General features: G+C 61.4%; 22 protein-coding genes. 19 read left to right on the plus strand and 3 right to left on the minus strand.

What is annotated here, in order from left to right; genetic code table 11:
- The 8 genes from PG731_RS06435 to PG731_RS06470 all read left to right on the plus strand — a co-directional run.
- Positions 1–1,273 (plus strand): FTR1 family iron permease (locus tag PG731_RS06435; RefSeq protein WP_270772888.1); only part of this gene is annotated, 1,273 nt, incomplete at its 5' end.
- A 41-nt stretch (positions 1,274–1,314) separates the two neighbouring features.
- A complete protein-coding gene (locus tag PG731_RS06440) occupies positions 1,315–1,941 on the plus strand; it encodes an iron transporter (protein WP_270772889.1) in 627 nt (208 codons plus the stop codon).
- Between the two features lie 101 nt (positions 1,942–2,042).
- Positions 2,043–3,305, plus strand: a complete 1,263-nt coding sequence (locus PG731_RS06445) for a DUF2318 domain-containing protein (protein WP_270772891.1) — start codon at positions 2,043–2,045, stop codon at positions 3,303–3,305.
- 42 nt (positions 3,306–3,347) lie between these two features.
- Positions 3,348–4,619, plus strand: coding sequence for an ABC transporter permease (locus PG731_RS06450; RefSeq protein ID WP_270772893.1), 1,272 nt, complete (start codon positions 3,348–3,350; stop codon positions 4,617–4,619).
- A 5-nt stretch (positions 4,620–4,624) separates the two neighbouring features.
- Positions 4,625–5,788: an ABC transporter permease gene (locus PG731_RS06455; RefSeq protein ID WP_101628292.1), complete on the plus strand. Its 1,164-nt coding sequence runs from the start codon at positions 4,625–4,627 to the stop codon at positions 5,786–5,788.
- A 10-nt stretch (positions 5,789–5,798) separates the two neighbouring features.
- The gene (locus PG731_RS06460) at positions 5,799–6,539 is read left to right on the plus strand and encodes an ABC transporter ATP-binding protein (protein ID WP_101628291.1); all 741 of its coding nucleotides are present in this window, start codon (positions 5,799–5,801) and stop codon (positions 6,537–6,539) included.
- Positions 6,536–7,087 (plus strand): FMN-binding protein, encoded by a 552-nt coding sequence (locus PG731_RS06465; RefSeq protein WP_101628290.1) that lies wholly within the window; start codon positions 6,536–6,538, stop codon positions 7,085–7,087. The genes PG731_RS06460 and PG731_RS06465 overlap by 4 nt, the downstream gene beginning before the upstream one ends.
- Before the next feature lie 2 nt (positions 7,088–7,089).
- A complete protein-coding gene (locus PG731_RS06470; RefSeq protein WP_270772894.1) occupies positions 7,090–8,178 on the plus strand; it encodes an FAD:protein FMN transferase in 1,089 nt (362 codons plus the stop codon).
- A 76-nt stretch (positions 8,179–8,254) separates the two neighbouring features.
- On the opposite strand, the gene PG731_RS06475 is transcribed toward PG731_RS06470, so the two are convergent.
- Positions 8,255–11,446: an FAD-binding and (Fe-S)-binding domain-containing protein gene (locus PG731_RS06475; protein ID WP_270772895.1), complete on the minus strand. Its 3,192-nt coding sequence runs from the start codon at positions 11,444–11,446 to the stop codon at positions 8,255–8,257.
- A 258-nt stretch (positions 11,447–11,704) separates the two neighbouring features.
- Here PG731_RS06475 and PG731_RS06480 point away from each other — a divergent pair, with 258 nt between their 5' ends.
- Positions 11,705–12,829, plus strand: a complete 1,125-nt coding sequence (locus PG731_RS06480; protein ID WP_270772897.1) for a hypothetical protein — start codon at positions 11,705–11,707, stop codon at positions 12,827–12,829.
- A 38-nt stretch (positions 12,830–12,867) separates the two neighbouring features.
- On the opposite strand, the gene PG731_RS06485 is transcribed toward PG731_RS06480, so the two are convergent.
- The gene (locus tag PG731_RS06485) at positions 12,868–14,055 is read right to left on the minus strand and encodes an alpha/beta fold hydrolase (protein ID WP_442952664.1); all 1,188 of its coding nucleotides are present in this window, start codon (positions 14,053–14,055) and stop codon (positions 12,868–12,870) included.
- 307 nt (positions 14,056–14,362) lie between these two features.
- Here PG731_RS06485 and PG731_RS06490 point away from each other — a divergent pair, with 307 nt between their 5' ends.
- Entirely contained in the window at positions 14,363–15,589 is a 1,227-nt protein-coding gene (locus PG731_RS06490) for a C40 family peptidase (RefSeq protein WP_270772898.1), read from the plus strand.
- Between the two features lie 188 nt (positions 15,590–15,777).
- Here the strand turns inward: PG731_RS06490 and PG731_RS06495 are convergent, their stop codons facing one another.
- Positions 15,778–16,275: an inorganic diphosphatase gene (locus tag PG731_RS06495; protein WP_101628302.1), complete on the minus strand. Its 498-nt coding sequence runs from the start codon at positions 16,273–16,275 to the stop codon at positions 15,778–15,780.
- A gap of 107 nt (positions 16,276–16,382) precedes the next feature.
- On the opposite strand from PG731_RS06495, the gene PG731_RS06500 reads away from it, so the two are divergent.
- From PG731_RS06500 to PG731_RS06540, 9 genes are all read left to right on the plus strand, one after another.
- The gene (locus PG731_RS06500; RefSeq protein WP_270772899.1) at positions 16,383–17,759 is read left to right on the plus strand and encodes a D-alanyl-D-alanine carboxypeptidase/D-alanyl-D-alanine-endopeptidase; all 1,377 of its coding nucleotides are present in this window, start codon (positions 16,383–16,385) and stop codon (positions 17,757–17,759) included.
- A gap of 145 nt (positions 17,760–17,904) precedes the next feature.
- Entirely contained in the window at positions 17,905–18,741 is an 837-nt protein-coding gene (locus tag PG731_RS06505) for a hypothetical protein (RefSeq protein WP_270772900.1), read from the plus strand.
- On the plus strand, positions 18,734–19,864 hold the full coding sequence (tilS, locus tag PG731_RS06510) for a tRNA lysidine(34) synthetase TilS (RefSeq protein ID WP_270772902.1): 1,131 nt from the start codon (positions 18,734–18,736) through the stop codon (positions 19,862–19,864). Before PG731_RS06505 ends, tilS begins: the two co-directional genes overlap by 8 nt.
- A gap of 132 nt (positions 19,865–19,996) precedes the next feature.
- A complete protein-coding gene (hpt, locus tag PG731_RS06515) occupies positions 19,997–20,551 on the plus strand; it encodes a hypoxanthine phosphoribosyltransferase (RefSeq protein ID WP_101628281.1) in 555 nt (184 codons plus the stop codon).
- A gap of 27 nt (positions 20,552–20,578) precedes the next feature.
- A complete protein-coding gene (gene ftsH, locus PG731_RS06520) occupies positions 20,579–22,615 on the plus strand; it encodes an ATP-dependent zinc metalloprotease FtsH (protein WP_442952665.1) in 2,037 nt (678 codons plus the stop codon).
- Positions 22,615–23,187, plus strand: a complete 573-nt coding sequence (gene folE / locus PG731_RS06525; protein WP_270772906.1) for a GTP cyclohydrolase I FolE — start codon at positions 22,615–22,617, stop codon at positions 23,185–23,187. The genes ftsH and folE overlap by 1 nt, the downstream gene beginning before the upstream one ends.
- On the plus strand, positions 23,184–24,011 hold the full coding sequence (gene folP / locus PG731_RS06530; RefSeq protein WP_270772907.1) for a dihydropteroate synthase: 828 nt from the start codon (positions 23,184–23,186) through the stop codon (positions 24,009–24,011). The genes folE and folP overlap by 4 nt, the downstream gene beginning before the upstream one ends.
- The gene (gene folB / locus PG731_RS06535) at positions 24,008–26,236 is read left to right on the plus strand and encodes a dihydroneopterin aldolase (RefSeq protein WP_270772908.1); all 2,229 of its coding nucleotides are present in this window, start codon (positions 24,008–24,010) and stop codon (positions 26,234–26,236) included. The genes folP and folB overlap by 4 nt, the downstream gene beginning before the upstream one ends.
- Entirely contained in the window at positions 26,237–26,713 is a 477-nt protein-coding gene (locus PG731_RS06540) for a DUF3180 domain-containing protein (RefSeq protein ID WP_270772909.1), read from the plus strand.
- The last annotated feature ends 8 nt before the right edge of the window (positions 26,714–26,721 follow it).

Here is a 26,721-nt window from a genome sequence, read left to right on the forward strand (position 1 = left end):
CCTCGTCAAGAAGGCGATGAGCGATCATGACGACGCTGCGGTCGCTCAGCACCTCGCCGATCTCAAGAACTACCTGCGCGAGGACGCCAACACCCTCGACGGCGCCGGGAACTCGGCTGTCTCGAACGACTACAGCCCGGGGGCCTGGGGGCGCGTCGCGAAGGAGATGGGTGAGATCCTGGATCAGGCCGAGAAGGACTATCTGGCGGGCGATGTCGAGGCGGGTAAGGACGGGGTGAACACCGCCTACTACCGGCGCTATGAGACCCTCGGCTTCGAGAAGCAGGTCATGGCGCGTATCTCGGGGAATCGGGTCTCCACCGTCGAGATGAAGTTCTCCCTCGTCAAGAAGGCGATGAGCGATCATGACGACGCTGCGGTCGCTCAGCACCTCGCCGATCTCAAGAACTACCTGCGCGAGGACGCCAACACCCTCGACGGCTACGTCGGCGAGGCGGCCGCCCCCACGAGCCCTTGGCTCTCGGGCTTCCTCCCCTCGCTCCTCGTCATCCTCCGAGAGGGCATGGAGGCGATCCTCGTCGTCGCCGCGATCCTCGCCTACCTCGGCAAGGCCGGGCACAAGGACAAGTCGAAGATCGTGTGGATCGGGGTCGTGCTCGCCCTCGTCGCCTCCGCGGCCCTCGCCGTCCTCTTCTCCTCGTTCGCGAATCTCGCCGGAGCCAATCAGGAGCTCCTCGAAGGCTTCGCCGCCCTCTTCGCGGTCGCCATGCTCATCTGGGTCTCGAACTGGATGGTCTCGAAGTCCTCCAACGAGGCCTGGGACCGTTACATCAAGGATCAGACGGACGCCTCGCTCACTCGCGGCTCCCTCCTCGGCCTGGCCGCCATCGCGTTCCTCGCGGTCCTTCGCGAGGGCGCCGAGACGATTCTCTTCTATGTGCCGGTCATCTCCCACGCGGGCGCGGCCATCGGGCACGTGTGGATCGGCATGGGCGTCGGCCTCGCCGTCCTCGTCGTGGTCTACCTCCTCATCCAATTCGCCGCCCTGAGGATTCCGCTGCGCCCCTTCTTCGCGGTCACATCGCTGCTCCTGGCGGTCATGGCCGTCACCTTCACCGGATCTGGCATCAAGGAGCTCCAGGAGGCCGATGTTCTGCCCCTGACGCCTCTTGACGGCCTCCCGACCATCGACCTCTTGGGGATCTACCCCCGAGTGGAGAACCTCTCCGCACAGGCAGCGGTTCTCGTCATCATCGTCGGCCTGTACTTCTGGGGGAAGCGGCGCATGCGCCGCGCGATCCCCGAGAAGTGACGAACCGTCGAACCATCCCACACTGACATGGAGTTTGATTCATGAAGCGCTCACTCAGCACCATCGGCGCGGCCGTCGCGGCCGTCGCCCTGATGACCGGCCTCTCGGCATGTTCTTCCCAGCCCGCGGAGACCACGAAGCCCGCGGAAATGGACGCTCAGTCCAGCGAGGCCGCCGCGCCCGGCGAGGACGCCGGCTTCGACGAGTTCCCCCTCGGCGACGACGTATTCTCCGGCCCTCTGAAGATCTCCGGCGTCTACTTCCAGCCGGTCGACATGGAGCCCCAGGTCCAGACCCCCGCCAAGGACTCCTCGATGCACATCGAGGCTGACATCTCCGCCGTCGAGGGCAATGATCTCGGCTACGGCGTCGGCGACTTCATCCCGGGCCTCAAGGTCGACTACAAGATCCTCGGCGCCGACGGCAACGCCGTTCTCGAGGGCACCTTCATGCCGATGAACGCCTCCGACGGCCCGCACTACGGCCTCAACCTGCCGAAGCTCGACGCCGGCACCTACACGGTTCAGTTCATCGTCCACTCCCCCGAGGAGAACGGCTGGCTCCTTCACACCGACGAGACCACGGGCGTCAAGGGGCGCTTCTGGACCGAGCCGATCACCGCGGAGTTCAAGGATTGGAAGTGGGACCCCTCTGCTGTAGAGTGGTGACCCCGTGACGACGGGCCGGAGGCGGACTCCGGCCCGTCGTCGTGCCCTCGGGATGACGCCGACGCGCCCGCGCGTCGCGACGACGAGAATGAGGATGAACGATGATCGAACAGATGAGCCAGGCGACTCTCACGCTGCTCCTCACCGCTCTCGCAGCGGGAGCGGCCATCGGCGCGCTACCGGCGCGCGAGCGCGGCAGATCCGGTAGAGCCGCCCGGAGATGGGCCATCGGCATCGGCGTCGTCGCCGGGTTCGTCTCCGCCTTCGTCCTCACCCTCGTCAACACCCTCGCGCCTCGCGCCGTCAATCGGCAAACGGTCGCCCTGTGGACCCTGCCCCTGGCCGTCCTCCTCGCGATCGCCTTCGTTTCGCTCTTGGCGCTGCGGGCGCGCCGGGCGCCGAGCGTGCCCCTCGACTCCGCCCTCCTCCTCGTGATGAGCGCCTACCTGGCGCTCATCCTCTTCCGCGCGGTTCCCACGGCGATGGCCCAGGCGGTCATGATGTTCCCTCGGGGAATCGAGGTCTTCGCGACGACTACGATGCTCGCCCTGGTCGGCTACCTCCTCGGCTGGCTCCTCCCCCTCGCCCTCGGCGCCCTCTCCTGGAGGATCGTCTCCCTCGGTCGACGCAGGACCTGGCCGACCGCCCTCGTCGTGGCTGTCCTCGCCCTCACTCACGTCATGCTCGTCGTGCGCATCCTTCAGGCGCAAAGGGTCGTCTCGATGTCGAACGAGGCCTTCACCGCGCTCTCCTGGCTCATCAACCACGAAGCCGTATTCCCGATCGCCGCGATGTTCGTCCTCCTCCTCGTCGCCGCTCTCGTCGTCCGTGAGGGACGATCCCTGCCCCGAGTCGGCTCCAACCCCGCCGAGGGGCGCCTCTACCGCGCCCGCGCCCGCGTCTGGAAGACGATGGCCGGGGTAGCGGCGGGCGGCTACCTGTGTGGCGCGCTGCTGATCACCCTCGGCGTCGTCGTCGGCTCCGCCGAAGTCGAGCTCTCCGAACCGGAGTCCTACTCCGTCGTCGAGGAGCGCGCGGTCATCGACATTGCGGACATCTCCGACGGCCACCTCCACCGCTACGCCTACACGACCTCTTCGGGGGTCGAGGTCCGCTTCATCGTCATCCAGAAGGCGGGCGCCTCCTTCGGCGTCGGCCTCGACGCCTGCGAGATCTGCGGGCCGACCGGCTACTACGAGAAGGACGGGAAGATCATCTGCAAGCTCTGCGAAGTTGCGATGAACATCGCGACGATCGGATTCAAGGGCGGCTGCAACCCCATTCCGATCGAGTACGAGGTCTCCAACGGGACGCTGACGGTCCCGCTGTCGGTCCTCGAGGCGAATGCGAGCGTCTTCGCATGAGCCTTCTCGTCTCCGACCCCACGAGGGAGAGGATCTGATCCCATGTTCCTGAGAATGCTGGTGGGGGCTCTGGCCCGCAGGGGCGAGCGTCACCTCCTCATCGCCGTGACGGTCGCCCTCGGCGCCGCCGTGGCCACGTCTATGCTCTCGGTGATGTTCGACGTCGGGGACAAGGTCAACCAGGAGTTGAAGTCCTACGGCGCGAACATCGTCGTGCGACCGCGCGGCGCGGCGGTCCTCCAGGACCTCTACGGCGCTCGGTCCCCCGAGCAGACCTTCCTCCGCGAGGACGAGCTCGGCCGGATCAAGACGACCTTCTGGACGTACAACATCCTCGACTTCGCCCCGCTGCTGTCCGTTGACGCGGTCGGCCCCTCGGGGGAGCCCGTCACGCTCACCGGGACCTGGTTCGATCACCACCTCGACCTGGAGACCGAGGAGACGCTCGATACCGGCCTCGACAAACTTCGGGCCTGGTGGACGGTTACCGGCCAGTGGGTCGCAGACGAGGACCCCGAGGGTGCGATGGTCGGTGAAGGCTACGCCGCAGCGCATGGCCTCGCCCTCGGTGATCCCCTGACCCTGAGCAGGGACGGGCGCTCCGTCGAGCTGAAGGTGCGCGGGATCTTCGAATCGGGCGACGAGGCCGATTCCGGCGTCTACGCGAACCTGGCCGTCGCCCAGGACCTTCTCGGAGAGCCCGGAGTCGTCGGCTCCGTCGAGGTGTCCGCCCTGACGACCCCGGACAACGACCTGGCGCGGAAGGCGGCGAAGAACCCGGAGTCTCTGTCCGTGTCCGAGCGCGAGACCTGGTACTGCACCGCCTACGTCTCCTCCATCGCCTACCAGATCGAAGAGGTCATGACCGATTCCGTGGCCAGGCCCGTTCGGCAGGTCGCCGAATCGGAGGGGACCATCCTGGAGAAGACGCAGCTCCTCATGCTCCTCGTCACCGTCCTCGCCCTCATCGCCTCCGCGCTGGCCATCGCGAATCTCGTCACCGCGAACGTCATGGAGCGCTCCGGGGAGATCGGTCTGATGAAGGCGATCGGGGCGAAGAACCGCTCGATCATCGCCCTGCACCTCAGCGAGATCGCAGTGGTCGGCCTCGTCGGAGGGGCCCTCGGCTATGGGGGCGGGATCGGGCTCGCGCAGATCATCGGGCGGATCGTGTTCGGTGCCTCGATCTCCTTCACCCCGGTCGTCCTGGTACTCGTCTCGCTCCTCGTCCTGCTCGTCGTCCTCAGCGCGTCGATCCCGGCCATCCGCTATCTGCTGCGGCTCAACGCCGCGGAAGTCCTCCACGGAAGGTGAGAGAGATGAAGCGTCGCACGATGTTCTGGCGGATGGTCTCCTCGTCGATCCTGAGGAGGCGCTCCCGCGTCCTCATCGCCGTTCTGGCCGTCGCCATCGGCGCCACGACCCTGTCGGGCTTGGCGACCATCGCCCTGGAGGTCCCCGCTCAGCTCGCCCGCGAGGTCCGCTCCTACGGCGCGAACCTCGTCGTCTCCCCCGTTTCGGGGAAGGACTCCATAAGCGCCGAGTCCCTCGAGGCGATCCCGTCCCTCGTGCCGAAGGGGGCCCTCGTCGGCTCGGCGGCCTTCGACTACGAGGCGATCACCGTCAACGATCGGCCCTACGTCGCCGCAGGAGCCGATCTGGAGTCGGTGCGCGCGATGAACCCGTACTGGTACGTCGAGGGGGAGTGGCCGCAAGGACCCGACGAAGTGCTGATCGGCGAGGAGATCGCGGACACGATCGGCGCTTCGGCCGGGAAGAGGATCTCCGTCGTCCGCCTCGAGGAGGCGGACGAGCACGCCCAGTCCGGCGGGGCCGAGGCGAAGACGAGCGTCGACTTCACCGTATCCGGGGTCCTCAAGACCGGGGGTACGCAGGACTCCTACATGTACATGACCTCGCAGGCGATCTCCGCCCTGACCGGCGTCGAGGCGCGCGCGACGGTCGCGGAGTACTCGATCGCCGTCGAGGGCCCGGTCCTGGAGAGCGTCGTCGCGGCCATCAACGACTCCGTGCCCGGAGTGTCGGCGCAGGCCGTCAAGCGCCTCGCGCAATCCGACTCCGGCGTCATCTCGATGCTGCGCTCCCTGCTCGTCATCATCGCCGGCATCGTCCTCGTCCTCACCCTGATCGGGGTGTCCACGACGATGGTCGCCATCGTCGCCGAGAGGCGCAACGAGATCGGCCTGCGCAAGGCCCTAGGCGCAACTTCGCGCTCCATCGCCCTCGAATTCATCGGCGAAGGCGTGCTCCTCGGTCTGATCGGTGGTCTGATCGGCGTCGTCCTCGGGTACGGTCTCGCCTCGGGGATCAGCTACAACGTGTTCCACCGGAGCATCGCCCTTCCTCCGTTGATCGCTCTCATTACGGTCCTCGCATCCGTGGCCGTCGCCGTCCTCGCCTGCCTGCCCCCGGTGCGCCGAGCCGCCGCCGTCGACCCCGCCCTCGTCCTACGCGGAGAATGAAGGAAGAATCATGACTGACACGATGCCTACGCCCCTTCTCGATCTGGAGGGGGTCTCGAAGATCTACGGCGACCTCCACGCGCTCGACGACGTTTCCTTGACCATCGGGCGCGGGGAATGGGTCTCCATCGTCGGGCCCTCCGGATCGGGCAAGACGACCCTGATGAACATCGTCGGGTGCATGGACACCGCGTCCAAGGGGCGGGTCCGTCTCGACGGCCAGGACATCTCGGATCTCACGGGGGACGAGCTCACGGAGATCCGCCGCTCCACGATCGGGCTCGTATTCCAGCAGTTCCACCTCATCGGGCATCTCACTGCGCTGGAGAACATCATGGTCGCCCAGTACTACCACTCGATGCCCGATGAGAAGGAGGCGATGGAGGCCCTCGACAGGGTGGGCCTCGCCGATCGCGCCACCCATTTGCCCCGTCAGCTCTCCGGCGGCGAGCAGCAGAGGGTGTGTGTGGCGCGCGCGCTCATCAACTACCCGAAGCTCATCCTCGCCGATGAGCCGACCGGCAACCTCGATGAGACGAACGAGAGGATCGTCCTCGACCTGTTCGGGCGACTCCACGAGGAGGGCACGACCCTCATGGTCGTCACGCACGACGCCCTGGTCGCCGGCCGGGGCCAGCGCGAGATCGCCCTCGATCACGGGCGCATCTTCAAGGAGACGTGGCACGATCACGACGCGCTCGAGGCGGGGCCCGAGTCGGGAACGGGGAAGAGCAAGGTGGATCTGCGATGAACGCGAAGCGCGGGGCCCTGAGGGCCGGGATCGTGGGACTCGGCGCGATGATGCTCGCCGCATGCGCTTCCTCGCCGGGCGTCGACATGAGCGTGCCGATGAAGGACGGGGAGTGGAAGGGCCGTTCGAACGCGGACGATCAGGGGGCGATCGGGGTCATCACGATCACGGTCGAGGGCGGCGACATCACGAGCACGAGCTACGAGACCCTCCAGGCGAACGGAGCGGACAAGGACGCCGACTACGGGAAGAGCTCCTCCGGGGAGGTCTTCAACGAGGACTACTACGAGAAGGCGCAGAGGGCCGTCGAATCCTTTGCGCGCTACTCGCAGGAGCTCACCGAGAAGGACGATCCCGCGAAGGTCGATGTCGTGTCGGGCGCGACCGTCGCGCACCGCCAGTTCATCCAGGCCGCGATCCGGGCGATCTCCGCGGCCCAGGGGGTCGACGACTCGGGGGCGAACGGCGTGGAGATCCCGGGGCTGGAGGAGTCGACCCGCCTCGGGGACACGGATCTCGACAAGGACCTCGGCGGGACGGACCGCTAGCGGTGGGGGAGCGGCCGCTCGTCGAATTCGAGGTCGGCGAGGGCGGAGGCGCGCGTTCCTGGCGAGTCTCCTTCCCGGCGATGGGCACGCGCGTCGACCTCATCGGTGCGGGCGGGGATCTTCCGCGCATCACGCGCGGGGTGTGCCGACTGGTCGCCGAACTCGAAGCGCTGTGGTCCGTCTTCCGCCCGGACTCGGACGTCTCGCGGATCAACTCCGGCGAGGGGTGGTGCGAAGTCGATCCGCGCACGGATTCGCTGCTCCTCGATTCCCTGGCCCTGTCGGAGGCGACCGGCGGGGCCTTCACCCCGCTGGCGGGGGCGCTCGCGCGCCTGTGGGACGTTAAGGGCGCTCGAAGGTCCTTCCTCGCGAGCGGGCGTGTGCCCGAGGCCCCGTCCCAGGAGGAGATCGACGGGGCGCTCCGCTCGTGCGATCCGGCGCTCCTGGAACGTGATGAGGCCGCTCGCTGGCGTCTCGCGCGGGCCGTGAACGGGGGAGCCGCCCCGTCGAGGGGACCGGCCCTCGACCTCGGCGCCATCGCGAAAGGGGCGACCGCCGACGCGGTGCGCGACGCGGTCGTGGCGGCCGGCGCCGAGGGTGTTCTCGTCTCCCTGGGCACATCGTCCATCGCCGCTTTCGGACGCCGGTGGGACGGGAGGCCGTGGACGGTCGGCCTGCGGGAGCCGGGCGCGGCGGAGAACGAGTGGACGGGTAGCGTCGAGCTCTCCTCCTCATCGGCTCTGTCGACCTCGGGCGACTACGCGCCCGCATCATTTGACGCCGGTCGTCCGTTTCCGGAGGCGCTCGCCCACGAGACCTTCGATCCGAGGACGGGACGGCCGAGCGAATCGGGCGTTCTCCAGGCGAGCGTGATCTGCGCGTCGGGAGTCATGGCGGAGGCGCTTTCAACGGCCCTCCTCGTCGCCGGGGAGGGATACGTCGACGGCGCCCGTTTGGACGTCTGGGGGAGGGCGAGGGGGCTCTCGACCCGGTGGGAGAGCATCGTCGCGCGCAGGGACGGGATTGCCTTCTCCGAGGGGGCGGGGTGGGTGCCGAAAGGGGCTCGAGGAACGGGCGGATCCGCGCCCTGATCTCGCGATTCGTCCGAAGGGCGTTCTCGCCGAGCAGGCCCGGGCGGGAGCGCGTCGGTGTCTCCGCCGGGAGGGGTCAGTCGGCCTTCGGGCCGCGCGCGAGGAGAGTCGCGAGGTGGACGCCGCCGCGCTCGGCGAGCTGGCCAGCCTGCGTCCTGCAGGAGAATCCATCCGCCAGGTACACGGCATCCGGGTGCTCGCTGAGCGCAGGTAGTAACGACTGCTCTGCGACCGCGACGGAAACCTCGTAGTGTCCTTTCTCCATGCCGAAGTTGCCGGCCAAACCGCAACATCCCGATAGTTGAGTAACCGTCGCACCCAGACGATCCAGTAGCGCGCGATCCGCGTCCCATCCCATGACCGAGTAGTGGTGGCAGTGTGGCTGAGCCACAACTTCAACACCGCTCAGGTCTGGTAGGTTCAGCTGTTCATCCGGGACGGTCGCCAGTAGCTCAGCAAGCGTCACAGTATTCTTCGAGACCATCGTCGAACGCGGGTCATCTGCTAGCAGATCCAGTAGGTCATCACGCAAAACAGCGGTACACGACGGCTCCACGCCCACGATCGGGATCCCATTCGCGGCGAATGGCGCCAGCGTGTCCAGCAGAGTCGCCAGATGCTTCTTTGCGCCCTTCAGCTGGCCTGTCGTAATCCACGTCAGGCCGCAACACGCATCCGGCGCGACGATCACGGCAAAGCCGTTTGCTTCCAGTAGCTCGGTCAAAGCGCGTGCTCCCGTGTCGTCCAGTGTCTGCGAGAAGGAATCCGCCCATACCACCACATAGCGATGGCCAGTCGGGTCCGTGGGGGAAACGGGCGTCGCCGATTTCCCAGTTTCGCTCATTGACGAGGCCGGTCGGCCTTCGCCCTGCGACAGCTGGTCGCTAGACGTGGAGGTGGCCTCGTCAATGGGGGAGAGAGCGGACGGCACCATCGAAGTTGTGCCGCGCTTACGTGCCCAGCGCAAGAACGTGCCCGACTGTAGAGGTGGCATCGGACGACGTGAATCCAACCCGATCAGTCCGAACGCTAGGCGACGTAGTGCATCCACGCCGAGGAGTGCGTTGCCGACCTTTGCCAAACCGGGGATCGACGCCGTCAGGCGCGTCCAGCGTGGCAACCAGCCCAGCGTGTAATGCGACAGCGGACGAGCCTTCCCGCGGTAATGGCGGAACAGCGTCTCTGAACGGTACTTCGACATGTCGACCCCGGCCGGGCAGTCCGACGAACACGCCTTGCATGCTAGGCAAAGGTCGAGGGCATCGAGGACTTCCGGAGAATCAATCGCCTGAATCAATTGGCCGTTCGCCGCATCCTGCAGGGTGCGGGCGCGGCCTCGAGTCACGTCCTTCTCGTCCTTCGTCGCCTTCCACGACGGACACATGAACGTCCCCGAAATACCCGCGCGACACTTGCCCACGCCCGTGCAACGGTGAATTGCGTTCGTGAAATCGCCGTGATCCTCGCGGAACGCGAAGCCGCCATCGGCGGGCATCGAACGCGCCGCGGGACGACGAAGGAAATGATCCACCAGATCAACGCCCGGCTGTGGATCAACGTGCGAAGCCGAGCCAGCAACCGCGGCCGGCTTCAGTGAATAGGCATCACCTAATGCGCGGCGACGTTCGGTTGCGGTGGTTGGGCTCATCGGTGCAGTCAGCACACCCGGATTCATCATGTTGTTCGGATCGAACAGAGCTTTCACCTGCGCAAACAAGTCCAGCATTGCCGGCGAATACATGAAGCGCAACAACTCCGTGCGAGCGCGACCATCACCGTGTTCACCCGACACAGACCCACCGTGCTTCGCGCACACGGTCGCCGCGCGCTCCAAGAAGCGACGAGTGTGGGCGACACCCTCGTCAGTGTCCAACGGGTAATCAAGACGAACGTGGACGCAACCGTCACCGAAGTGACCGTAGAGCAGGCCGTCAATGTCGAACTCATCCATTAGAGCAGTGAAATCACGCAGGTATGCGCCCAAGTTCGCGGGCGGAACCGCGGCATCTTCGAAGCCTGGCCACCCCTGCTCATTGCCTTTGCCTGACGCTGGATCAAACGGCGTGCGGCCACCAAGACCAGCACCATCAGCGCGAATACGCCACAAGCGACCCGCATCGTCACCCGGCGGGTAAATCGCGACCGAGTCGGTGGTGGCACTCGCGGTCAAAGCGTGAGCGCGTTCCAGAGAATCCTCCGGCGAGCTTCCGCCGACCTCGCACATCATCCAGGCCTCGCCCGGCGGTAGGTCGGGGACAGTGCCCGGGCCTCGGTGCTGGCGAACAACATCGACGAGACGCTTATCCATACCCTCAACCGCCAGAGGATGATGCTCCAAAAGTGTGGGCACGTCGTCGGCAACGTCGATCATGTTCTGATAGCCGAGGACAACCAAAACGGGAGACGTCGGCAGGTCAACAAGGCGAACCGTGACCGATAGGATCGTGACCAGCGTGCCTTCGGTGCCCACCAGCATCGCGGCAAGATTACGGTGACCTTCCGGCGTCGCATGTTCCAGCGAATAGCCGGATACTTGGCGGCCGAAGGTGCCAAGCTCAGTGCGGATCAATGCCAGGTTCGCATCCACAAGCTCTGTCAGACCCGGAACTTCGGGAATATCGGGGGCATGTTCGGTGGTTGCCGTGAATCGACGTCCCAGCCCGTCGATGCATTCGAGGGACACGATGTTGTCAGCCGTACGCCCCCAAGCAGTCGCATGTGGGCCGCACGCGTTATTGCCAACCATGCCCGCGATCGTCGCGCGATTCTGGCTGGACGGATCAGGACCGAAACGGAGCCCAAAAGGGGCCGCCGCGGCCTGCAAAGTTGCCTGCACGCATCCGGGCTCAACGACAGCGGTCTTTGCCTTGGGATCAATGCTTACCACACGGTTCAAATAGCGGGTGAATTCGATAATGAGACCCGGGCCAACAGCATTGCCGGAGCAGGATGTGCCACCACCGCGCGTCGTCACCGGGACGCCGAAGGTGCGCGCCACGCCAAGAGCGGCCTCGACATCCTCGATTGATTTCGGGAACACAATCGCCAACGGTGGAATGCGGTACAGGCCAGCATCTGTGGAAAAGCGCGCACGAGACCCCGTTGACGTATCTACATCGCCGTCGACGGCTTCGGTCAGAACCCGCAGAAACTCCGGATCGATCTGGCTTACCGCAGCTTGTCGTGTTGCCGTCCCATTCTTCGGGGCAGGATCGATCGGCGTTGATGAATGCCCGGTTGTAGTGGCTGTATCCCACGTGACGCTCATAGGTGAATCTTCGCATGAGCTAGCGTTTTCACAGCTTTGTCGCATACTTTTTGGCACCAATGCGCGAATCTGCGTGTTCGCCACGTGGAACAGTCTGTGATGAGGCCCTGAATTTGAGGGGGAGCATAGGCCGTAATTCTTATTAAGCCATTAGTTTTTGGGCAGTGTTATGCGCCTGCCAGATGTGAAACAATAGGGGGACACTGTCGCCTTTCTCGGCAAGGCGATATGTCCGGTCAATCCAGGGAGGAAACGCCAGTGGCTCTTTTCGAGTTCGACAACGGTCGTCTGGTTCCTGCGCAATTTGGGCGCCCATTGGATTCTGGTTTGACTGGCGACGTTATCGACGCTGTGTGTGGGCAGGTCTTGGAGATTGTTTCCCGCCCGCTTTTCCCAATTACTTGGCGGGATATTGTTCGCGGTCACGAAGAAGACGAAGATTCTCAACGCTTGACTGCCCTCGATGCGACGGGGCAAGTCGTCAGCGTTGAAGTGATTACACACCTCGATTCAGACACCCTCATTAGCTCTCTGTCGCGTTTGGCGGACACTGCTGCCCTGTCGTGGAGTGACCTGGCGCGCGAATACGACGGGGGTCTTGACGCGTTCCGTCATGGGTGGATGCAGTTCCGTGACGCTATGCCCCCGTCGCCGGGTGCGGGCCCGCGCTTGATCGTTGTTACCGGCGAAATTGATCCGCAGGTTCGCCCCGCTCTGGACGTTCTGGCGAATTCTGGCGTGGAAGTTCACGAGGTTCAGATTCGAGCGATGTCCAATGGACGCGTTTTCCTTGACGTTGTGCCCGTTGGCTCGCGCCTGTACATGCACTCGCCAGCCCTGTTGTCCCAAGGCTCCCAAGGCATCAGTGAAATCACGGCTTCCCTAGATGACTCCGACCACGATGCACCAGCATTGGAACAGGCACCTGAGGATGATGAACCGGCAGACGACGCGGACGGTTTCGACTTCATCGCTACGGATACCCCGGCAACGAAAGATGAACGTGGCTTCGTTGAACCCGACGATATTCGCCAAGCTCGTGAAGATGGAGTACCGATCCTAGATGCCACCGCATCGGCTCTTCCTATTCTTGGAGCGATTATCGGCCAGGCAGTTCCCCTTGTTGCGCCCCCAACGTTCAAGGTGCCGTCCGACCTTCGACTTGGTGTCGATGGCGTGATTCGAAGCGCGCTTGGACAGTGGAACGACGTCGATGAGCTTGAAGAGCTTCTTCCCAACTTTTCTGACGCCTGGAATAACCTCTACATCGCTGACCTTGCAGGGCCAACACTTGCCGAGGCCCTTATAGAGGTCAATCGCGAAATGATCCGCGAATACCGCATCGTTCCCGCTTCTTCGGGCATGGGGAAACACGGGCGATGACCCGCATCTGACCGCTCGTGGCCTAGTTGCCGGTTGGTTTACTCAACGGGCGTGACGAACGCTCCGATCCAGCGTTTCATCGTGTGACGTACATTCGTGCGCACATCCGGGTCGGACAAGAATAGGTCGTGCTTACCTGGGAAACGAGCAATCGTCACGCAATCAGAAAGATTCATTGAGCGTTCAGCGATAACCTCGACGTCCAAGACAACGTCAGACGAAAAGACGCGTTCTGACCATTCTTCGCCGGTGTACGACGAGGTCGACATCATTGACAGAACCGGGCATGACAGGTGCACGTCGTTTTCGACCGTGTTGTGGCCATCCAAGATTGCGTCCAACCATGCGGCGGGAATCGGATACGACTCCGGGCGCTTCCAGGCCAGCGCATACTCCCAGCCCTTCATTGCTGGATCGTCGGGATTGTCTGCGCACGCTTGTGGCACAGTCAGACCGGACGTTGCCCAGCCTTGAGTCAGTGAACGCCCGTAGAAGCCGGGGCCGCCGCCACCGGGAACTTCCCAGCGAGGGTTTCGTTGCGCGATCCGTTCTAGGACAGGCGCAACCGTCGTCCGTAGATTTGCCAGCGTGTGCATCTCTAACCACGCTGAATTCAAAATTAATGCGTCGAACGCGCCAGGGTGACGATGCGCCCACAACGTTGCGATCAAGCCGCCCGTTGAATGTCCCGACAGGATCAGAGGCAGATTAGGATTCTCTTCGGCAATAATGTCGAGTGCTTCGCCGATCTCCTCGTCGTAGACATTCAGGTTGTCCGTGTAGCCGATCGTTTGCCAAGGGCGAAGTGAACGACCGTATTTGCGTAGGTCAAGCGCATAGAAAGCGGAACCTGCTTCGGCGAACGTCTGCGCCAGTTCAGTCTGGAAGAAATAGTCGTTGCGCCCGTGTAGGTACAGGGTGACGCTCTTCGGGAATGCTTTCGCATTTTCGCTGACATCTGGGTCGCGGTGGGGAAGATACTTCACCAGCGTTGCCACGTTGTCGCCCTCGGCATCTGCGATCAGTTCGATCGTCTGTGACTGATAAGCCGGCCCCAGGATGTCGGTGCGCCACTGGCCAACCGGAGCTGGCCCGTCTTCACCCCAGGGGTTCATCACGTCATAGGTGGGTTCCCTATCCGAAGCGGCGAGACCCTCTAGGTGCTCACTGTCCGTGGACACTTCACGAGTGTGAAGTGTGCGTATCTCGAGATCCTCGTCAGTCATACGACAACCTTACGAGGTTCCCCCAAGTCCAGCAGGATTTCTTGGGTGGGCGGGAAGGTGTTCGTCAGTCCATGAACTTATATAACGCGGGGCGAGATGATGACCAAAACATGTTGCTGATGTTGTCAATGTTGTAAATGGGAAAGATGTGAAAATAGTTGCAGGTGTTGCTTTTGTTGTTCAGAGTGACTACTCTCACCACAGGTGCACTGTCTGATGACGATGCTCGTATATGTTCCCGACGACAGGTGAAGTAGTGTTCAACCAGTCAAGACGTTCGCAGCGTCTCCGCTTCCGTGTAGGAGCAATGGTTCTGCTTGCCAGCATGGCGCTGATCGCCCCGCAAATGGCGCAAGCTGCCCCCTCAGAAGCGGACATCGCCCGCGCGCAGGCAGAAGAAGAAGCTACCAAGCTTTCAGTAGCTCAGATCGAGGTTCGCCTTGCATCAGTGAAGGCTGAAGCGGATCAAGCACTTCGGGCCGCTCAGATCGCAGCAGAAGAGCTCAACGCAGCCAATATAGCCCTCGCAGAAGCCAAGAACACTGCTAGCTCAGCGCAAGCTGATGCAGATGACGCAAAAGCGAACTTTGAAGCGGGCAAGAAAGAAATCGCCTCAATCGTACAGACTGCGTACCGCGATGGCGGATCCGAAATCGATACCCTTGCCCCCTACGTAAACGCGGATGGTCTGCGCACCGTTGAAACCAAGCAGGCATCAATCGAAGCTTTCTCCGCTTCAGCTGACGCAAAGATGCAACGCGTTGCTGCCCTTCAACAGGTTGCCAATGTCATGCAGAAAGCTGCCGACGAAGCAGTTGTTGCACAAACTGAAGCAACGACTGAGGTGCAGCGACGCACTGAAGCTGCGCAGACGAGTGCCCAGAAAGCACTCGCTCTTCAAGAAACCACCGAGGCAACCCGCCAAGGTTACCTTGCTGAGCTCGCCCGCAAGCAAAACACCACGGTCGAACTGATCCAAGAACGCGAAGCGGCTCTTGAAGCCCAGCGTCAGGCTGCAGCAGCCGAAGCCGCCCGTCGTGCCGCAGAAGCCGAAGCGGCTCGCCGCGCAGAGGCCGCTCGCCGAGCGGCGGAAGAAGCCGCTTCGCGACCCGCGCCCTACACGCCCCCGGCTCCAAGCTATGACCCGCCCAGTGGCGGTGGCGGTGGCGGAAGTGACGCCGCAGCCGGTGCGATCGCCTGGGCCAAGAGCAAGCTCGGCGCCCCCTACGTGTGGGGCGGTGAAGGCCCCGGATACGACTGCTCCGGTCTGGTCACCATGGCCTACCGTTCGCAGGGAATCTACCTGACCCACTGGTCGCAGGCGCAGTACAGCGAAGGCTACCGCGTACCCGTCAGCCAGGCGCAGCCCGGCGACCTGATCTTCTGGAACTGGGACGGCGGCAACATTGACCACGTTGCCATCTACCTGGGTAACAACCAGATCATCGAAGCTCCGACTTTCGGAGTTCCCGTGCGTATCACCTCGATTTACGGGTGGGGCTCTGTCCTCCCCTACGCGGTGCGCGTGGTCTGAACGAACACTCGCGCCTCAATGGGCGCTTCCCAGACATAGTGGTGGCCGGCATCCGGAGAAGATGCCGGCCACCACTATGTCTGCCGTGTCCCAATGCGACGCCCCCGGCTGCTACGTGCCGAAGCGCGAGCGTCCGGGGGCGTACGAGACGTCGTATCAGTCGAGGGCGTCCGACGGAGCGACGATCCTCAGTGAGAGCCGTAGCCCTCTTCCTTGGCGCGCTCATAGGAGCGACGAATTTCCTCTTCCGCGGCCTCACGACCTACCCAGTGAGCGCCTTCAACGCTCTTGCCGGGCTCAAGATCCTTGTAGACCTCGAAAAAGTGCTGGATTTCAAGGCGGTGGAACTCCGACACATCATCGATGTCGGTACGCCATGAGGCGCGCTGGTCAGATGCGGGGACACACAGAACCTTGTCATCACCGCCCTTTTCGTCGCGCATACGGAACATACCCAGAGCACGGCAACGAATCACACAACCGGGGAACGTGGGTTCTTCAAGCAGAACCAGCGCATCAAGCGGGTCGCCGTCTTCGCCGAGGGTGTCATCGATAAAACCGTAATCATCCGGATAACGCGTCGACGTGAAGAGCATACGATCCAGACGGATACGCCCGGTCTCATGATCGATCTCGTACTTGTTTCTATTCCCCTTGGGAATTTCGATGGTCACGTCGAATTCCATCATGGTGAGCTCCTTCATCATCGAGACGGCCCTATGGGTGTCGGACCGCCTGCCTGCTACCCGAAACGCTACTGTTGAAACCAGTGTATTTAACCTCGAGGAGATCCATGCGTCACAGGACTGTTGGTGTGATTGTATGCGCTGTAGGCTTGGTTGCGGGTCTTGCTGCGTGCAACAGTGCCGATATTGGTGATAGTGCCTCGTCGGCCGCGCAAACGTCGTCAGATGTGCAAGCGACTCCGATTCCCGGATTTCCCGCTGAACAACCCCAATCCCTCTCGCCGGCAACACTCTCGCAAGGCGCTGAAGTATCTCCTGACGCTGTCGCAGCCGCCTGGGCATCTGTCACCCAAGCAGGCACCGAAGGCCACTACACGACATGGGGAAGCGTCCTTGACGCGCAAACGGGCACAGTTCTGCTGGATGCTGGAGCAAACCAAGGGCACACTCCCGCATCAATCACAAAAGTTCTGACAGCATTTACCGCACTCAACACCCTTGATCCCTCCTCAACGTTGAAGACGCGCGTTCAGCTTCAAGGCTCAGACATCTACCTGTCCTCCGATGGGGATCTACTTCTTGGCACCGGCCCCTCGAACGCCAGTGAGGTCAATGGGCGAGCCGGCCTCGTCGATCTGGCAAACGAAACCGCGAAGGGGCTGGCCGAAGCTGGGTTGAGCGCAACCACCCTCTACTGGCAAGCCGATCCGTTTGTCGGCCCCGACTATCTCTCAGACTGGATTTCTCAGGGTGCTGGTGAATTCGAGGGACATGTTGGGGCGATGGCCATCGATGCTGGCAGGACAGCGCCTGACGCCTACTCCTTCTTTGCTGACCCCGAAGCGCAAGTCGCGCAGGTGTTCGCGAACGCCCTGTATTCGGCCGGAATCGCGACAACCCTAGGCTCTGTTGCCACTGCCCCCGAAGGGGCGCAGAAGATCGCAGAAATCGACTCAGCAACGGTCGCTGAACAGGTCAGATGGATGCTTCACCACTCTGACAACACGCTTGCCGACCAATACTGTCGATTGAGTGCGTCCGCCGCAGGACAAGAGACCTCGTACCAAGGAGCGGCCGCCACTCTTGCCACCACTGTCGCGAACGCGGGGCATCCTATTGACGGGCTGCGCCTAGACGACTGCTCGGGCCTGTCGAGCAACGACAGAATAGCCCCCTACACGCTGGCACATGTCATCCAATCGTCCGTTATGGGGTCGGGTGGCACGGCTGACTTGGTCCGTTCACTGCCGTGGGCCGGCCTTGACGGGACGATGACACGTCGTATGTCCAACTCTGCCGCCTGGGCAAACGCACAGGCCAAGACTGGTTCACTGTCGGCGGTTTCGACCCTCGCTGGCATCGTGTCGACCTCCAGCGGGCGACTGCTGGTCTACGTGATCGGCACGGAGAACGTTCCTGACGATGCAGGTGCGAACACTCGTCCCGCGTTGGATAAGTTCGTCGGCGCACTTGCAGCTCTCTGACGTGCCGGGTCGTGTGCCCCTCTCGAGTAATGTCGTAGCTCTTAGACACGCTGGATGTGCACCCGCACCACCTTTCCTCTATTCACCCGTGCACGTTTCTCCGGCTAAGAGGTCGGGACAGTACTTTCCTTTTAGACTTGGGGGCATGCAGGTACCTTTTGGCGCGTCCGCTATGGCGTCCGTGATGAACGCCTTGTCCTATGCTGGCCCGGCGACTCACTCGTCGAATGCCTATACGTGTGTTGCGATGCTGAAGAAAGCAACCGGGTGGGCAGATCGCAGGCTTGCCAAGTTGACCGGACTAGACGAAGCGACCGATTTTGTCGTCAATCAGCCGACCTATGTGGTTGATCGTCATACCTTCGCCTCAATGGTCGCCAGGATCTATGACCAGTCGGTGCCCAACAAATCTCTGATGGATGTTGCCACTGGGGCAAGGATTACCCGCACGCTCACAATGCACGCGACCGCCCTGTGGGATCCGACAACCAGCTCGCGTGTTCTGCTGGCTCCCAACGTTTTGGAACGCACCCACCGCTATTCCTTGGATCAGTCCCAATGGTGTAAGTGGGTCAATATGCATGCGGGTCTCTATGGCGTCATCTTGAGCGCCGCGCCCTTCCTCTGGAAACCGGATGGTGGGCTGGACGTTTTCATTGAACGGCTCCTGCTTGCTGACGCTCTTGTCGACGCATGTATGGACACTCTGACGGCAAAGAACCTGTCCTCGGTGGAGTGGTTGCGCAGTCACGGGCCTCGTGTCTCTGTTCGTTCCCTGATTGACTACGTCGGAGTTGGCGAGCCAACCGATGAGAACCAGAACACTCATGTGCCTGACAATCCCAGCCGTGACGGTATTGAAGAATTTGCTCGATTCATCATCCACGGTGGGCATCTGTCACGACTAGTTGAAGACGAAGCGAACGTTCCTTCGGCTCACGAATGCGCACACCCCGACTTGTGGACTATGCGCGTTGGCTGAAACCCCCTCTCTTTCGTCGCGTATCGGCCCAAACCCCGGTGGCGGACTCGGCAGAGTATCGCGTGCCGTCTGGGCGTGTTTGAAGGAATTCCAGCCGGGCTCCGCTGTTGTTATCGGCTTGTCCGGTGGCGCCGATTCGTTGGCGCTCACCTTGTGTGCTCTAGATTGTGCCTCCCGCTTGGGGCTCAACATTGTCACTGTGACTGTCGACCACGGAGTTCGCGCGGAATCAGCTGACGAGGCACGCGCCGTCGGAGACCTTGCCCGATCCTATGGAGCCGACTCTCACGTTATGCGGGTCGCGCTCGCGGATAAAGGAGGTCCTGAAGGTGCTGGGCGCGAGGCGCGTCGTGAGGTACTCGCGAGGGTGGCGCGTTCCTACGATGCTCCGATTCTGCTGGGGCATACGTTGGACGATCAGGCGGAAACGGTTCTCCTGCGCCTGGGGCGAGGCTCGGGAGCACATTCGCTACGCGCGATGCGTCAAGATGCGACCGACCGCGAGGGGATCAGGTGGATTCGTCCCCTGCTACACCTGCGTCGAGCCGACACGATCGCTACCTGTCGGGCGCTTGCAGTTGGCTTTGTTGATGATCCGACAAACTATCCCGATGGTCCTTGGACTGCCGCCGACGGGTCTCCTCTTCGCCGGTCTGCTCTGCGTCACCGTGCGATTCCGCTACTGGGGGAGGCACTCGGTAGTGACCCTGCGCTTGCTCTAGCGCGCACCGCGACCCTTGTGGCGCGCGACGATGATGCCCTGAACCAGTGGGCTGATAGGGAGTGGGCGCGCGTGAAAGTGACGCTAGAGCGCCCCGTTTCGCTTTCCCCCATCGACGAGGCCACCCACACGTATCCCGCCACGGACACTCAAACGATGGCTCTTAGCGTCGAACCGTTGAAATCACTTCCGCAAGCCGTCAGAACCCGCATCATTCGACGCTTCCTCATCGAATGCGGAGCTGACGAATCAAAGCTCTCTATGACCCACATTGATCGCGTCGACAACCTTGTCGTGAATTGGCACGGTCAGAAGGAAATCGAGGTGCCCTCACTGGCCATTTTTCGGCTAAAAGACAAAGAAAATGGGGCCAGCCTCGTCTCACTTCTTCGCACTCGCTAGCGTCGAACCTCGGTGGCATGTTCGCCCTAAGGTGACAAAGAACGCGATGGATCGCATCAGGCGGACACATGTGGCAATCTTGATGATAGGGCGCTTCTCGAATTGGGGGCGCATTCACGGAAAGAAGATGACGTGGACGCACAGGATATGGGCGACGACCTGCAGGAAATTCTGGTCACGGCAGAGCAACTTGACCAGCGCCTGAACGAAATGGCCGCGCAAATTGACGCGGATTATCAGGGCAAAGAAATCCTCATCGTTGGCGTCCTTCGTGGCGCTGTCATGGTGATGGCTGACCTGTCACGCAAACTGCACACTCCGCTGGAAATGGACTGGATGGCCGTATCCTCGTACGGCAGTGGTACCAAGTCGTCGGGTGTTGTCCGGATCCTGAAGGACCTAGACCACGATGTGAATGGTCGCGACGTGCTGATCGTTGAAGACATCATCGACTCCGGCCTGACCCTTGCGTGGTTGAAGACCAACCTTGAATCGCGTGGCGCGAAGAGTGTGAAGATCGCCACCGCCCTGCGCAAACCGGAAGCAGCGAAGGTTGACGTGGAAGTTTCCTACGTCGGTTTCGACATTCCTGATGAATTCGTCGTTGGATATGGCCTCGACTACGCCGAAAAGTACAGGAACCTGCCGTTCGTTGGAACGCTCAAGCCGTCCGTGTACTCACACTGATCTATCGCATTACTTCAAAGGAAACTTGTGGCTGAAAAGGCAAAGAAGAAGCGAGTTCGCTGGACTGGAATCATCGTCCCTTTCATGATTCTCATGATCGGTGGATGGTTCCTCTGGCAGTACTTCCAACCGCGCGCAGTTGACACGTCCGAGGGCCTCGAAATCCTCAAGGGTGAAACCGTGTCACGCGTTGTCCTGAACGAGGGCACCCAGCAGGTCAACCTGACGCTGACGCAGGACTATACACACGAGGCCACCGGCTTGGGGGACAGGACTCGCAATCTGGGTAAGAACGTCTACTTCACGTACTCGTACACCCAGACCGAAGAGATTCTTACCACGGTTACTGAAAAGAGCCCCGTACGGGGATGGAACGCCATTCGTCCCCAGGGGTCAGCCATTTCTGCCGTCCTACAGATGGTCATTCCCATCCTGATCCTGATGCTCGCCTTCTGGTTCTTGATGTCCAGATTGTCCGGCTCGCGGATAATGGGCGGATTCGCCCAATCCAAGGTAAAGGAATTTAACCAAGAACGCCCCGACATCTCTTTTGCTGACGTTGCCGGAGAAGACGAGGCCGTCGAAGAACTCGAAGAAATCCGCGAGTTCTTGGCTTCGCCTGACAAGTTCCACAAGGTTGGCGCACGCATTCCGCGTGGTGTTCTGCTCTACGGTCCTCCCGGAACCGGCAAGACCCTGCTGGCCAAGGCGGTCGCAGGTGAAGCGCACGCCCCGTTCTTCTCGATCTCCGGTTCGGAGTTCATGGAACTCTACGTCGGCGTTGGTGCATCTCGTGTTCGCGACCTGTTCGAGCGCGCCAAGAAGGCGGCTCCCGCAATCATCTTTGTCGACGAAATCGACGCAGTTGGTCGCCACCGTGGCTCCGGCATTGGCGGTGGCAACGACGAACGTGAACAGACTCTGAACCAGTTGCTGGTTGAAATGGACGGCTTCGACGAGCGTGCGAACATCATCATGATCGCCGCAACGAACCGCCCCGACATTCTGGATCCGGCTCTTCTTCGCCCGGGTCGTTTTGACCGTCAGATCGCTGTTGAAGCTCCCGACTTGAAGGGCCGCGAAGCCATCCTGAAGGTCCACGCTGGTGGCAAGCCCATGACCAACGACGTTGATCTGCGTCAGATCGCGAAGCGCACCCCTGGTTTCACCGGCGCTGACTTGGCCAACGTTCTGAACGAAGCAGCCCTGTTGACAGCGCGCTCAAACGCGGACCTGATCGACAATCGTGCGATTGACGAAGCAATCGATCGCGTGATTGCCGGCCCGCAGAAGCGCACCCGCGTGATGAACGACCATGACAAGGCCGTTACCGCCTACCACGAGGGTGGCCATGCACTCTGCGCCGCAGCGTTGCGCTATACCGACCCAGTCACGAAGGTGACGATCCTGCCGCGTGGCCGCGCGCTCGGCTACACCATGGTCATGCCGACCGAAGACCGCTTCAACCACACGCGCAACCAGCTCCTCGATGAACTGGTGTACGCAATGGGTGGTCGCGTAGCCGAAGAACTCGTCTTCCGCGATCCGTCGACGGGCCCGGCAAACGACATCCAGCAGGCCACCAAGACCGCACGCGCCATGATCACTGATTACGGCATGTCTGACCGCGTGGGTTTGGTCAAGCTTGGCACCACCGACACCGAAGCTTTCGGTCATGGCGGTGGCTCTGAAGCTCGCCCCTACTCTAACGAGATGGCTGGCATCATCGACGATGAAGTTCGCCTGCTCTTGGATGGCGCTATGCGCGAAGCATGGGAGATTCTGACCAAGAACCGCGATGTCTTGGACACCCTTGCCCAGCGCCTGCTGGACGAAGAGACCCTGGATGAAGCTCAGCTTGCTGAGATCTTCAAGGATGTCGTTAAGCAAGATGAGCGCCCCGTTTGGAACTACGGCGCGGATGCCGCTATCGAAGGTGCTCGCTTGGGTAACCCCGTGGGTATTCCCTCGGCTCAGATTCCCACTGCGTTGGCCCCGGAAGCTGACCGTGTTGAAGAGGCCCCGGCCTCGTCGACGAACGAAAGCCAGGCAGGGGAGAACTGATGGCGTACGACGCAGCCGGCGTGGAAAAAGCGTCGCGCGACCTGCTGATTGCGATCGGCGAGGACCCGACGCGCGAAGGTTTGGCGGGAACTCCTGACCGGATGGCACGCGCATGGCGTGAAATGCTCTCTGGCTTGGAAGAAGACCCGCGCGACTACCTGCGTACTCAGTTTGAGGCGGGAACGGACGAACTTGTCCTGGTCCGCGACATCACCTTCCACTCTGTCTGCGAACACCACCTGCTCCCCTTCTACGGTCGTGCACACGTCGGTTATATTCCTTGCGGTGGCAAGGTCACTGGCCTGTCGAAGCTCGCACGTGTCGTCGAAGGCTACGCGCGTCGCCCCCAAGTTCAAGAACGCCTGACCGCGCAGATCGCGGACGCCATCGACGAGGTTCTTCACCCCCAGGGAGTCATCGTCGTTATGGAAGCAGAGCACATGTGCATGTCCATGCGTGGCATCACGAAGCCCGGGTCCTCCACTGTCACCAGTGCACTGCGCGGAATCATGAATGACGGCACGACGCGCGCTGAGATGATGGCTCTAGTCCTTGGAGGTGATCGTTCGTGAACCTCCGCGGTCCGCTTCTGCCTGATGGTCGCACGCTTGGGGGAGAAAACACGCTGGTCATGGGCATCCTCAACGTCACTCCTGACTCTTTTTCAGACGGCGGGAAATGGGCGCACGTGGATACCGCGATCGAACATGCGCACCAGATGATCGCCGAAGGGGCTGCACTGGTCGACATTGGTGGCGAGTCCACCGCTCCCGGGTCAACGCGGATCGATACGGACGAAGAGTGGAAACGCATTGGTCCCGTTGTTTCATCGCTGGCTGGAGATGGGATCATCTGCTCGGTTGATACGTTGCACGCTGCGAGCGCTGTGCGTGCCATGGAAGCCGGGGCACTTATCATTAACGATGTGTCCGGTGGCGGCTGGGATTCGCAGATGCTCTCGGTTGTTGCTGATACGAAGGCAGGTTTCATCCTTCAGCACTATCGTGCGCTTCCCGGAATGCCCGGTGAACACTTCGACTACGGCCCCGACCTGATGGCAACACTGTCGGAGCGTCTGATGCACCAGGTTGATCTGGCTCTGGACGCCGGCGTGAATGGCGATGCGATTGTCATCGATCCCGGTCTCGGATTCTCGCTGACGAACGAACAATGCTGGCAGATTGTGCGTTCTCTAGGGGAACTGACCGCACTGGGCTACCCTATTCTTATCGGTGCGTCCCGTAAGCGTTTCATCAAAGCGACTGGGCGGGACGTGGATGAAGAAACTGGTCGAGTCAGTGTGACGTGCATGCGTAACAGTGTGTGGGCGGTTCGCGTTCACAACGTTGGCTTGAATGTTGCCATGATGCGTGAAGGAAATGAGGAAACGCGATGAGCTCGCCGCTTGACGTCATCACTTTGCGTGGTCTGCACGTTGAGGCTGCTCACGGTGTATTCGACTTCGAGCATGACGCGCCCCAGCCGTTTATCGTCGACTGTGCCCTGTGGGTGGATACGTCCGCTTCCGCATCGTCAGATGATATCGCCGACACCGTGTCGTATGCGCTGGTCGCGGATGAAATCACGTCGATTGTTTCAGGTCCGTCCGTGAAGCTGATCGAGACCCTCGGCAATGCGATTGCGATGCGTCTTTTGCGCTTGGCTCACGTCCTCGGCGTTGAAGTGACGGTTCACAAGCCCCAGGCTCCGCTTGAACAGCCATTTGCGGATGTGTCGGTGACGGTTCGTCGCGGGCAGGTTCCGCTTGCTGTGCCGTCATCTGCATCTTCGTCTCCTGATGTGTCCGCGTCAGTTGGCGCGGCAGATTCTGCTCGGGATCGTTCCCTTATCGACGAGGCCGGCCACACCGGTTCAGTCGCTACTGGCGGTGATATGGCCGATGATGATCGGCTCGCGAACCTGGGCGAATCGGCGTTAGTCGTGGACACGGATTCTTCTTCGCCGCCACCGTCAGCTTTGGTTCCTGTCCTTGCCCTTGATTCCGAGGTAGACGAGGTATCCGATCAGGGTGAGGATCGTCCGGCATTGCCCGTCCGAGTGGTCTTGGCATTGGGCGGAAATATTGGTGACGTGCCGTCAACCTTCGCTTCGGCAATCGAAGCGTTGATCGATGATGTGCGTTTCGACGTTGTGAACGTATCGCCAATCCTACGCACACTTCCTGTTTTGGATGAGAACCAGGAGTCGCAGAGCGACTACTGGAATGCTGTCGTACTGGTTGATACAGATTTGACCCCGCGCGAGGTCCTCGACGTTGCCCACGCACTTGAGGACGTAGCTGGGCGCGAACGTAGCGAGCACTGGGGTGCGCGCACGCTGGACATTGACATTGTCGATTACGCGGGTATTTCATACGACGATGGCGTGCTTGTTCTTCCGCATATTCGCGCGCATTCGCGTGCTTTTGTTCTCGCTCCTTGGTTGATGGCTGATTCTTCGGCGCAGCTTGATGGGGTGGAAGTTGAAAAGCTTTTCAACGATGCCTCTGACAAAGATGGCATCATCGACGCGGTTGAAGATTGGCTGATGAACCCGGCGTCCGTTATCGCTGAGTCGGATGAGTATCTGAATGCTGGTTCGTCTGCTCGTGCCTCTTCGATTGTGTACCCCGAAGAGACACGTTCGGCTGACGCGATGCCTGAATCGGAGTCTGAGCTTCGGCAGGACTTAGATGTTGCTGTTGGCGTTGATGCTGAGTCTAAGACGCCACGTGTTCCGAGCTTGTCTGACTTGGATCTGTCGGATCTGTCGGTTGCGTTAGCCGCCCCTCCGACTCTTGAAGGTGAAGAGACTCGTCTTGACCGTATGCCGGCTATCTCTCGAGTGAATCTGCAACCGGCTAAGGGAGCAGACGACAAACTCTGGAACGCGTTGTGGGCCAAGTGGTCGCTGATCCGTGCCGACGAGGCCTCAGAAACCGTTGCTGAGCAGGACGAAGCGGACATTCAGTACCAGGAAGAATCTGGCGATATCGTCGAGGTGCCTGAGCTGGACGTTGATAATCGGGCGACGCTTTATCAGGACGACTTGGTCGAAGGGAACGAAACGGAATCGGAATCGCCCGTCGAGATGAGCGACGAGGCTCCTATTTCTCCTAACGCGGATACGCAGGAAGAATCTGTTGCAGATGATGATGCAGACGTTCATGACGATGGAGAAGCATCGGCGGGTGAAGAGGCTGGCCGGGAGTCAGAACCCGTTTCCAAGTCGACGTCTTCCCATCGTCTGCAGGGGTTTGGGCGCTCACTGAAGTGGTTCCCACTGTTCCCGCGTGACGAAGTTCAAGAACTGAATCCGACCGAAGATCGTGTGCCTGAAAATGCTCGGAAGGTTGAGGTTCGGTCGACGTCACGTGCTCTTCCGAGTTGGGATTTTGCTCATCACGAGGTACGTATTGTTGACGAACCAAGCCCCGTCGATGCTCTTTCGACATCTGGGGCCGTTCAGCGTCGTTCAATCGTTGATCCCCAGCTACCGGCAGATGCGCTTCGCGGTCCGATCGATGACTCTGAAGCAACGAAGACATCGATCATCCGCAAGGTTGTGGTTCGTCCCTCTTCAACTGGACACATTCCACTGACTAAAGATCAGGGTGAGTGAATGAAACCCGTTTCGTTACCTCGTCTGATTGGGTACGCAATCATTGCGTTGCTCTTGGTAGGCGTGATCGGAATGGGTGTTGTCATCACGGGTGGCACTCCACTTGAAGTCACTCCGATGATCATGGTGCTTGAACTTTTCCTTGCACTCATGCTGATCTGGTCGGGTATTCATGTGAAGCGCTATTGTGCTCACCGTAAAACTTGGGTGAACGCGCTCAATGCGTTGCGTATCGCCGTGGCAGCCCGCGCCAGCGCGTATGTTTCATCAATCGTCACGGGTACGCTTATCGCTCTCATGCTCATTTCGATGGCACGTATTGGGGCTCCAACAATGGTTGCCAATGCTGTGATTTCTGGGTTGAGCGCCGTTGCGGGAATCATTTGGTGCGTGTGTGCGGTTATCGTTGAACGCTGGTGCGTCATCGATGCGGACGAGGATCCGGAGCATCACAGCCCGAATGTCAGCCCCGCCTGATTCGACGA

The organism is Pauljensenia sp. OF14-1SRA, from assembly GCF_027694595.1.
GTDB classification, from domain to species: domain Bacteria; phylum Actinomycetota; class Actinomycetes; order Actinomycetales; family Actinomycetaceae; genus Pauljensenia; species Pauljensenia turicensis_B.

Coding starts and splice junctions, on each gene's coding strand:
- PG731_RS06440 (WP_270772889.1), top strand. CDS start 1,315: ATGAAGCGCTCACTCAGCACCATCGGCGCGGCCGTCGCGGCCGTCGCC.
- PG731_RS06445 (WP_270772891.1), top strand. CDS start 2,043: ATGATCGAACAGATGAGCCAGGCGACTCTCACGCTGCTCCTCACCGCT.
- PG731_RS06450 (WP_270772893.1), top strand. CDS start 3,348: ATGTTCCTGAGAATGCTGGTGGGGGCTCTGGCCCGCAGGGGCGAGCGT.
- PG731_RS06455 (WP_101628292.1), top strand. CDS start 4,625: ATGAAGCGTCGCACGATGTTCTGGCGGATGGTCTCCTCGTCGATCCTG.
- PG731_RS06460 (WP_101628291.1), top strand. CDS start 5,799: ATGACTGACACGATGCCTACGCCCCTTCTCGATCTGGAGGGGGTCTCG.
- PG731_RS06465 (WP_101628290.1), top strand. CDS start 6,536: ATGAACGCGAAGCGCGGGGCCCTGAGGGCCGGGATCGTGGGACTCGGC.
- PG731_RS06475 (WP_270772895.1), bottom strand. CDS start 11,446: ATGAGCGTCACGTGGGATACAGCCACTACAACCGGGCATTCATCAACG.
- PG731_RS06485 (WP_442952664.1), bottom strand. CDS start 14,055: ATGACTGACGAGGATCTCGAGATACGCACACTTCACACTCGTGAAGTG.
- PG731_RS06490 (WP_270772898.1), top strand. CDS start 14,363: ATGGTTCTGCTTGCCAGCATGGCGCTGATCGCCCCGCAAATGGCGCAA.
- PG731_RS06495 (WP_101628302.1), bottom strand. CDS start 16,275: ATGGAATTCGACGTGACCATCGAAATTCCCAAGGGGAATAGAAACAAG.
- PG731_RS06500 (WP_270772899.1), top strand. CDS start 16,383: ATGCGTCACAGGACTGTTGGTGTGATTGTATGCGCTGTAGGCTTGGTT.
- PG731_RS06505 (WP_270772900.1), top strand. CDS start 17,905: ATGCAGGTACCTTTTGGCGCGTCCGCTATGGCGTCCGTGATGAACGCC.
- folE (WP_270772906.1), top strand. CDS start 22,615: ATGGCGTACGACGCAGCCGGCGTGGAAAAAGCGTCGCGCGACCTGCTG.
- folB (WP_270772908.1), top strand. CDS start 24,008: ATGAGCTCGCCGCTTGACGTCATCACTTTGCGTGGTCTGCACGTTGAG.
- PG731_RS06540 (WP_270772909.1), top strand. CDS start 26,237: ATGAAACCCGTTTCGTTACCTCGTCTGATTGGGTACGCAATCATTGCG.